5 protein-coding genes and 1 tRNA gene are annotated in these 6,348 nt (G+C 69.7%); 2 read left to right on the forward strand and 4 right to left on the reverse strand.

The annotated features are described in order from the left end of the window. Nucleotides 1-24: 24 nt before the first annotated feature. The 4 genes from A9O63_RS13955 to guaA form a co-directional block, all read right to left on the reverse strand. Nucleotides 25-945, reverse strand: coding sequence for a DMT family transporter (locus A9O63_RS13955; RefSeq protein WP_459562000.1), 921 nt, complete (start codon nt 943-945; stop codon nt 25-27). 97 nt (nt 946-1,042) lie between these two features. Then, on the reverse strand, nt 1,043-2,161 hold the full coding sequence (locus A9O63_RS13960) for an OmpP1/FadL family transporter (RefSeq protein ID WP_069332487.1): 1,119 nt from the start codon (nt 2,159-2,161) through the stop codon (nt 1,043-1,045). Between the two features lie 84 nt (nt 2,162-2,245). Beyond that, the gene (locus A9O63_RS13965; protein WP_069332488.1) at nt 2,246-3,133 is read right to left on the reverse strand and encodes a DMT family transporter; all 888 of its coding nucleotides are present in this window, start codon (nt 3,131-3,133) and stop codon (nt 2,246-2,248) included. Between the two features lie 384 nt (nt 3,134-3,517). Beyond that, a complete protein-coding gene (guaA, locus tag A9O63_RS13970) occupies nt 3,518-5,074 on the reverse strand; it encodes a glutamine-hydrolyzing GMP synthase (RefSeq protein ID WP_069332489.1) in 1,557 nt (518 codons plus the stop codon). Between the two features lie 174 nt (nt 5,075-5,248). On the opposite strand from guaA, the gene A9O63_RS13975 reads away from it, so the two are divergent. Next, the gene (locus tag A9O63_RS13975; RefSeq protein ID WP_069332490.1) at nt 5,249-6,181 is read left to right on the forward strand and encodes a pirin family protein; all 933 of its coding nucleotides are present in this window, start codon (nt 5,249-5,251) and stop codon (nt 6,179-6,181) included. An 89-nt stretch (nt 6,182-6,270) separates the two neighbouring features. Continuing rightward, nucleotides 6,271-6,347 (forward strand) — tRNA-Asp (locus A9O63_RS13980). Nucleotide 6,348 lies beyond the last annotated feature (1 nt).

Consider the following 6,348-nt stretch of genomic DNA (forward strand, 5'->3'; position numbering starts at 1 on the left):
TCCCCTGCCTCGGATCGGGCCCTGTTACCGCGCCCGGCGGGCCAGTTCACGCGGAATATGGAGGATGCGGCCGTCGAGCACCAGAAGGCCCGCGACGAGAAGTGCGAAGCCTGCGAAGGCATGCGGGGGCAGCCGCTCGCCCAGGACGAGCGCCCCGAGGAGGATCGCCACCGGCGGCACGATAAGGGTGACGAGGCTGAGGTTGCCCGCGCCTGCCACGGCGAGGATGCGGTAATAGAGCAGATAGGCGAAGGCCGAGGCCACGACCGCGAGGTAGAAGAGCGCGCCCCAGGCCTGCAGCGGCAGATCGAGCCGCGGCGGCCCGCCGAGGAGGAGCGCGGCCGGCAGGACGATGAGGCTCGCGCCCGCCAGCATCCCCGCCGCGGCCATGCGCGGATCGAGCCCGGCCAGCGCCCGGCGTCCGAAGGCACCCGCGCAGGCATAGGAGAGGGCGGCCCCGAGAAGCGCGAGCTGCCCCGCCGAGCGCGGATCGAAGCCCGAAAGCGCGTCGGGGCCGATGGTCGTCACCACGCCTGCGAATCCCAGCAGGACGCCTGCGATCCGGCGCGGCGTCAGCCGTTCGTCGGCCAGCACCAGCGCGGCCACCAGCACGCCGAAGATGGCCGTTGCCGCATTCAGGATCGAGGCGAGCCCCGAGGGGATCGACTGCTGGCCCCAGGTGATGAGCGTGAAGGGGATCACGTTGTTCAGAAGCCCCATCACGAGGAAGGAGGCCCAGATCCGCGGGCTGCGGGGCACCGCGAGCCCGAGGAGCCGCACCGCGATCCAGAGGACGAGGGCCGCGCCCCCGACCCGGACGGCGACCGTGCCCGCCACGCCCGCCTGCGGAAGCGCCAAGCCATTGGCGAGGAACGAGCCGCCCCAGATGGTGCCGAGCAGCAGGAGCTCGGCCGAGGCGCGGGGGGTGAGGGATGTCTGTGCCATGGCGCTCTTCTGGCAGGAAGCGGCGGGACGTGCGACCCGGAACATGCGCAAGGGGCCCCCGAAGGGGCCCCGGCTCTGCCTCCCGGCGGGAGGGATCTCAGAAGGTGAAGCCCACGCGGATGCCCGCGGCGAGGGCGTTGTTGTCGTCGAACTCGGCGCCCACGCCGCGCGTCGTCGCATTGCCGAGCTCGACATAGCGGATGCCGCCGGTGATCTTCATGTTCTCGTGGGTGTAGGTCGCGCCGATCCCGATCGAGCGGAAGCCGTCGTTCGGGCCGAGGTTGCCCGTGTCGTCGCCCGTCTGCGGCTCGTAGGAGACGGTGACGGCACCCGACCACTGCTCGTTGAAGCGCCGCCCGACGCCCAGCGTATAGGTCCAGCGGTCGGACTCGTAGGCCACGAGAGGGATGCCGGGGAAGTAATACTGGTAGATCTCGGGGTCGATCAGGAACTCGGTCCAGTCCACCCAGCGCACCGACCCGAAGAGCAGCGTGTCCTCGGCGATGCCGGTCTGGAACTCGAGGTTGAGCGACTGCGGCACCGTCGTGTCGAAGTCGCTCTCGCCCGAGCGGTCGCCGAAGATCGGGTTCGTGCCGGTCTCGTCGCCCTCGAGCGCATGGTCGATGGCCGAGTTGTAGGTCAGCGCCACGCGGGCGGCAATCTCGGGCTTCTCCCAGGCCACGCCCAGGACATAGCCCAGCGACCAGTCCCGGTTCGTCTCGAGATTGTAGTCGGTCGTCGCGATGTAGGCCCCGTTCTGGTAGATGTCGAACAGGATGTGGGCCTTGCCCTCGACCGACTGCGCGCGGAGCCCGCCGTAGAGCGAGACGTTGTTCTGGAGCTTGTAACGCAGGAGGGCCGTGATCGCGTTCGAGCGCAGTTCGGCCGTCGTGCCCGCCAGCGGATAGAGGCCCTCGTCCGGGTAGTCGACGTCCGCGCCGATCGGCTGGTCGAGGATCAGCGCGAGATCCATGTTGGCGCCCAGAGGCTGCTTGTAGCCGAGCGACCAGGTGTTGAAGTTGCCCGCCATGTTGCCCGAGCCGATCCCCCCCACCGATCCGCTCACGTCCGGGTTGACGGCGCCGAAGGTGAATTCGGCGTAGCGTCCCTCCTCGAACAGGATGCCCACGCTCTGCTGCGATCGTTCGATGTCGCCCGCCGCCGCAGCCCCGGCGCCGAGCGCCAGCCCCCCCAGCGCCATGGTCCAGATCTTCATTGGCATCCTCCCCTAGCCAGACGAGATTGCATCATTCGAAGGCTGCTCCTCTCGGTCAATTGATTACGCCACGGAAGGCGTATGTCACCTTGCGTCCTGTGGCCGGCTTGCGCGTCCGGCCGCGCGGATGCTGATCCAGTTCGCTGCAAGAATAATGCCGCCCCCGAGGATGACCATGGCATCGAGCGGTTCGGAGAAGAGGACCATCCCGAGGATCGCGAAGACGGGCAGGCGGAGGAAGTCGACCGTCACGACGAAGCCCGCCGAGGCCCGCGCGAGCGCCTGGGTGAGGCAGAGGTGGGCCGCGAGGCCCGAGAGGCCGATCATCACGAGCCAGAAGCCCGAGACCGCCGTGGGCCAGGTGGTCTGGCCATCCGCGAAGGTGCACAGGAGGCCCAGCACCGCCTGGATCAGCGTGAGCCAGAACATGATCGTGACGATGGAATCGTGGCGCGTCAGCCGCTTGGTCAGGATGATCGAGCCCGCGAAGAACACGGCCGAGCCCGCGGCCGCAAGTACCCCCACATCGAGCGCGGCGAAGTCGGGCCGGGCCACGATCAGGATGCCCATAAAGCCCACGACGGTGGAGAGGGCGCGCAGGGCGGTGATGCGCTCGCCCAGCAGGAAGGGCGAGAGCAGGATCACCCAGAGCGGAGAGGTGAACTCGAGCGCGATCACCTGCGCGAGCGGGATGAGGCCCAGGGCCCAGAACCACAGGTTCTGGCCCGTGAAGTGCGACAGGTTGCGCACCAGATGGCCGCCGAAGTGCCGGGTGCGGATCTCGCCCAGCCGCCCGGACAGGATGGCCCAGAGGAGGACGACCGCGAGCCCCACCAGCGAACGCCAGGCCATGATCTCGAACGTGTCGTGAATCCCCGAGACCATCCGCCCCGACACGGCCATCGCGGAGAAGGAAGCGATGGCGCCGGCCATCCAGAAGGTTGCCGAGAGAAGGCTTTGCTGGGCAGGCATTTGCAGGTCCGGTTCTAGGGCCGGCCACCATGGCTCGGACGTGACGGATTGTCCAGACGGGCCGGGGCGGGGCGGTGCCGGCGGGCGGGGGGCGCAGGCCCGGGACGGGACCGTGGCGCGGGGAAGGCGAAGGGAAGGCGGCGCAGGCGAGGCCGCGCGGCGGCGGGTGCCGAAAGGGCGGGGGCTGTCTGCCCGGGTCGCGGCGGGTCAGCGGCTGAGTGCGGACGACGGGCGGGGAGGGACGGGGCCTTCGCATCCGTGGCCGCCGCGGCGCGGGGGGCGGACGGGGCTGTGCTTGCCCTCTCGGGTATCGGGAGAGGGAGGTGTCTCCGGCTGCGGGCGGTGCGTCCGCAGCCGGGGTCCTTCAGGCGCGCGCGGGCCGGGTCATTCCCACTCGATGGTGCCCGGCGGCTTCGAGGTGATGTCGTAGGTCACGCGGTTGATGCCCTGCACCTCGTTGATGATCCGCGTCGCCGTCTCGCCGAGGAAATCGTGGGTGAAGGGATAATAGTCGGCCGTCATGCCGTCGACACTCGTCACGGCGCGGAGCGCGCAGGCATAGTCGTAGGTTCGCCCGTCGCCCATCACGCCCACGGTGCGCACCGGCAGGAGCGCCACGAAGGCCTGCCAGATCTCGTCGTAGAGCCCGTGGCGGCGGATCTGGTCGATATAGACCGCATCGGCCCGGCGCAGGATCTCGAGCTTCTCGCGGGTGATCTCGCCGGGGCAGCGGATCGCGAGGCCGGGGCCGGGGAAGGGGTGGCGGCCGATGAAGCTCTCGGGCAGGCCGAGCTCGCGGCCGAGCGCGCGGACCTCGTCCTTGAAGAGCTCGCGCAGCGGCTCGACGAGCTTCAGCCCCATCTTCTCGGGCAGGCCGCCCACATTGTGGTGCGACTTGATCGTGACCGAAGGACCGCCCGAGAAGCTCACCGACTCGATCACGTCGGGATAGAGCGTGCCCTGCGCGAGGAAGGTGGCACCGCCCACGTCGGCCGCATGTTTCTGGAACACGTCGATGAAGAGCCGGCCGATGGTCTTGCGCTTCACTTCCGGGTCCGAGACGCCCTCGAGCGCCCCGAGGAAGAGATCGGATTCGTCGGCATGGATCAGCGGCATGTTGTAATGGTCGCGGAACATCGTGACCACCTGCTCGGCCTCGCCGAGGCGCAGCAGACCGTGGTCGACGAAGACGCAGGTCAGCTGATCGCCGATGGCCTCGTGGATCAGCACCGCCGCGACCGAACTGTCGACGCCGCCCGAGAGGCCGCAGATCACCTTCTGGTCGCCCACCTGGGCCCGGATCCTGGCGATCGCCTCCTCGCGGTAGGCGCCCATCGTCCAGTCGCCCTTGAACCCCGCGAGGCGCACGAAGTTCTCGTAGAGCTTCGCGCCCTTCGGCGTGTGGTGCACCTCGGGGTGGAACTGCACCGCATAGAAATGGCGCGCGGGATCGCCGGTGATGGCGAAGGGCGCGTTGGGCGAGGTGCCGAACACCTGGAAGCCCGGCGCGATCTGCGAGACATGGTCGCCGTGGCTCATCCAGACCTGCTCGCGGCCCTCCTCGAACCAGCCGTCGAGGATCGAGAGCCGCTCCGCCGTGGGCGTCACGAAGGCGCGGCCGAATTCGGCGGTGCCGTGGCCGCGTTCGACCTTGCCGCCGAGACAGTGCATCATCACCTGCTGGCCGTAGCAGATCCCGAGGATCGGCACGCCGAGATCGAACACGGCCTGGGGCGGCATCGGCGCGCCCTCGGCGAAGACCGAGGAGGGACCGCCGGAGAAGATGACGGCCTTCGGAGCGAAGCCTTTCAGGAAGGCTTCGGTCACGTTCTGATAGGGATGGATCTCGCAGTAGACATTCAGCTCGCGCAGGCGGCGCGCGATGAGCTGGGTCACCTGCGATCCGAAATCGATGATGAGGAGGCGGTCGTGCTGGGTCATGGCGTCCCATAGGCGGGAGAGGGGGACTCTGCAAGGGGGTGCCGCGATCTGGCCGAGGCGGGGCGGGGGCCCGGGAGGGCATCCTGTGCCTCAGCGCACAAGCGCCGCGCGCGGAGGCCGCTGTGCGCATGGGCGCGGAGCGGTTAGGGTGGCGGTCAGCAAGGGAGAAACATCATGAGCTGGAACCCCGCCCTCGATCCCGACATCCCCCTCGGCGATGCCGTCGACGCCATCGAGACCGTCATCGTGCCGCGCGCCCGCGATCTCGGCGGCTTCGAGGTGCGCCGCGCGCTGCCCTCGGCCCGCAGGCAGATGGTGGGGCCGTTCATCTTCTTCGACCAGATGGGCCCGGCGGAGTTCCTGACCGGGCGGGGGATCGATGTGCGGCCGCATCCGCATATCGGCCTCGGCACCGTGACCTATCTGCTGCGCGGGCGGCTCCACCACCGCGACAGCCTCGGCACCGACCAGTGGATCGAGCCGGGCGCGGTGAACTGGATGCTCGCGGGGCATGGAATCACGCATTCGGAGCGCACGGATGCGCCGGAGGGGCCGGGGAGCCTCTTCGGGCTGCAGACCTGGCTCGCGCTGCCGAAGGATCGCGAGGACGATGCCGCGGCCTTCTTCCATCAGGGCGCCGACCGGCTGCCCGAGCTCGAGGGGGAGGGCAAGCGCGTCCGGCTGATCCTGGGGCAGGCCTGGGGCGAGCGCGCGCCGGTCGATCTGCCGGTCGAGGCCGTCTATGCCGACGCCATGCTCGCCCCCGGGGCGCGGCTGCCGATGCCCGAGGGGCACGAGGATCTGGGGGCCTATGTCATCGACGGCTCGGTGAGCGTGGGCGGGCAGAGCTTCGAGGCGGGGCGGATGCTGGTGCTGCGCCCGGTCGACCGGCTGGCGCTGACGGCGGGCCCTCGGGGGGCGCGCCTGATGGTGCTGGGCGGCGCCGTGGCCGACGGGCCGCGCTGGATCTGGTGGAATTTCGTGGCCTCCTCGAAGGAGCGGATCGAGGCCGCGCGCGAGGCCTGGCGGGCGGGGGACTGGGCGCACGGGCGCTTCCGCCTGCCTCCGAACGACAGTGCGGAGTTCATTCCGGCCCCGGAGAAATGACTTTCACATTTTTCGGCGCGGGGGCGCTTGACGGCGCCCGTGAGGCTGCGTAATACGCCCCCACGTTCGGCGGCGACCGGACGGCGCACGCGGTTGTAGCTCAGTCGGTTAGAGTACCGGCCTGTCACGCCGGGGGTCGCGGGTTCGAGCCCCGTCAACCGCGCCAC

The sequence above is a fragment of the Cereibacter johrii genome (assembly GCF_001720585.1).
GTDB lineage: Bacteria > Pseudomonadota > Alphaproteobacteria > Rhodobacterales > Rhodobacteraceae > Cereibacter_A > Cereibacter_A johrii.